This window comes from Paenibacillus sp. FSL H7-0756 (assembly GCF_038006765.1).
Classification (GTDB): domain Bacteria; phylum Bacillota; class Bacilli; order Paenibacillales; family Paenibacillaceae; genus Paenibacillus_AQ.
In genome coordinates, this window is the sequence record NZ_JBBOVT010000007.1 from 1 (window position 1) to 2,239 (window position 2,239).

3 protein-coding genes and 1 pseudogene are annotated in these 2,239 nt (G+C 41.0%); all 4 read right to left on the minus strand.

What is annotated here, in order from left to right:
* A partial coding sequence (locus tag NST04_RS33930; RefSeq protein ID WP_341188214.1) for a hypothetical protein occupies positions 1 to 318 on the minus strand: 318 nt, incomplete at its 3' end.
* A 20-nt stretch (positions 319 to 338) separates the two neighbouring features.
* The gene (locus NST04_RS33935) at positions 339 to 782 is read right to left on the minus strand and encodes an SMI1/KNR4 family protein (protein ID WP_341188215.1); all 444 of its coding nucleotides are present in this window, start codon (positions 780 to 782) and stop codon (positions 339 to 341) included.
* A 165-nt stretch (positions 783 to 947) separates the two neighbouring features.
* Entirely contained in the window at positions 948 to 1,535 is a 588-nt protein-coding gene (locus NST04_RS33940) for a pentapeptide repeat-containing protein (RefSeq protein WP_341188216.1), read from the minus strand.
* A gap of 22 nt (positions 1,536 to 1,557) precedes the next feature.
* A pseudogene (locus tag NST04_RS33945) lies at positions 1,558 to 2,239 on the minus strand (hypothetical protein); the annotation flags it as partial.

Here is a 2,239-nt window from a genome sequence, read left to right on the forward strand (position 1 = left end):
AGCCGGTGTAGTTTTTAACAGACTCTGCGCCTTCGTTTCGGCAGATTGATATTGCCCGGCTGCCCAGCGTAAGGCCGAATGCTTGCGCTCTATCCGGTCACTAAGCGACTGCGCCTCCCGTCCCAACTCCTGCAGCAACCGGATCGCCTCGCGGGAGGGAGACTGCACATAACTTTCCGGGTAAGCAGCCTGCACCGAACGAACCTGACCGCCAACGCTTCTGTCCATTCCCGTGACCTGCTCCTCCAGTATACGATTCAAGCGCTTCAGTCCCTGCTCCTGCTCCAGCATCCGCTTGATCTCCACCTGCTGCTGCATGCTTCACCTCCAGAGATGCATCAGTCATACAGTGAAATTAAAAATCCCGAAAGTTTATCACTAACTTTCCTGAAATCAATTAGATCCAAACTTTCATCATAATGATACACAGGTGGGTTATCACCCTCATCCAAGTTAAAATACCAAAACATATATCCTTGATGTATCATGAATACAAACTGATTATCTGTTAATTTCTTCGGAAAATTATTTTCATCCAAAAGTTCAACTGCCCATTCTTTAAGTTCTAATATATATTTCATTGAATAATGTGTACCTGCCAAAAACTCAATCCCATTGCCGGCTTTACACATAAATTCCAAATAAGTTAAGGGGAGTTCTTTGGTTGGCATTAGTTTCTTCAATTTTAAAATTTCATCTTCATTGCAAGGTTTCATTGGGTATAAATTTTCTTCTAAGATCAACAAGAAAGTCCTGATATCACCGTCTTTTAAAAAATCCATTCCAACCCCCTCCACTTTCTCGCTTCGTTTCTCCGTCTTTCTTCACCAATCCCAAGATTCCCTCCGCTTTACGAGTAGAGCAGGTATATCCAAAAAAGCTCATTCCTACTCATAAAACAAATTGGAAAGAGCTTTTGAAAGTTTATCAAGTGTTCAATGAAGATATTATCCTCTCATCTGCTCCATTAACCACTTTTTAATATCTTCCCCTTCCAACCTTATTGGTTTCTCTTCTGTTCCAATAAAAATATGTTTGGCAGACACTTCATCAATCCCGTTTATTTCTTCAAAACTAGTGCCATAAAGAAGTGCTCCATCAAGTAGAGCGTTTGTTATATCAACATTAGAAAACTTTGCGTAGCTTAAATTTGCTCTTCGAAATGATGCTCGCCTCAAGTCAGATTGAGATACATTAGCAAAGCTAAGGTCTGTATCATCAAAAGACGCTTTTATGCCTACACAATTTCTTATATTTGAATGTTTTAGGGTTGCGTAATCAAATACTGTTTTACTCAGTATGCATTCAGAGAAAATCGTTCTTTCGAATGAGGTACTTAAAAAATAGCAATCACTCATATCAACATTTGTCAAAAAGGAATTGCTCATATTTGACTCTACAATCTCTGAACAACTCAGGTTCATCCCTGTAAGATTCAGTTGTTTTAATTCTTCATTCACAATTTCTAATTTTTCTCCAATACTACCTTCCGATTCTGCCCATTTATGATGTTTTAAAAACATATTATCATCCATGTAATACTTCCTTTCACATACTTTATGGCCACCAAAGCAATTTATCACTTAATCCCAATTCTTTCACTGCTTCGCGTACTTCGTCTATATGCTCTGGGAACATTTTTGATGAATCGATGATAACATTCTCACCTTTTGAAAGAGATTCTTCTATATCAGCAATTGCCTTTTCCAGAGTATAACCTTTTGGTGCAAATTTTGAATACCATCCTTTAACGTCCCACTTTACACCTGTTGCATCAATAAATTCTGCACCTGCTGGATTGGTATCTCTAACTATAGGACCAGGTAGGTCTCCTCTCGCCTCTAACTCTAAGCCTGCTAGTCTCTCAACTTTTGATTTTTCGTTTATTTTAAAGTTTTTTGCTGGATCTTTTGCCAAACTTTCATACTCTTCTGGTGACCTAGCATAGTATCTTCCCTTATCTCCATATTTGTCTGTCAATTCTTCATAGTAATCCGGAGCAGTTTCTCTAATTTTGTCTAAGCCTGCTTTTGGCGTCCCCTCACTCCGCCACACCTGCCCCGGCACTTCCACCGGGCCCGGGCCGCCCGGCGTTGCCGGGATCAACCGGTTCGGGTAAGGGTTCATCCCTGGGAAATTCCAGTTTTTCAAGGCATCCGGTACTTTCTTCATCGCATCAGTCAACGGGTCCATCACTGCATCGGCCACCTTGCCGACCACGCCGCTCTTGGCGATAGGT

What these genes read in the sequence shown, in the direction of transcription:
- NST04_RS33940 (WP_341188216.1), bottom strand. Translation starts at nt 1,535, where the DNA reads ATGGATGATAATATGTTTTTAAAACATCATAAATGGGCAGAATCGGAA.
- NST04_RS33935 (WP_341188215.1), bottom strand. Translation starts at nt 782, where the DNA reads ATGGATTTTTTAAAAGACGGTGATATCAGGACTTTCTTGTTGATCTTA.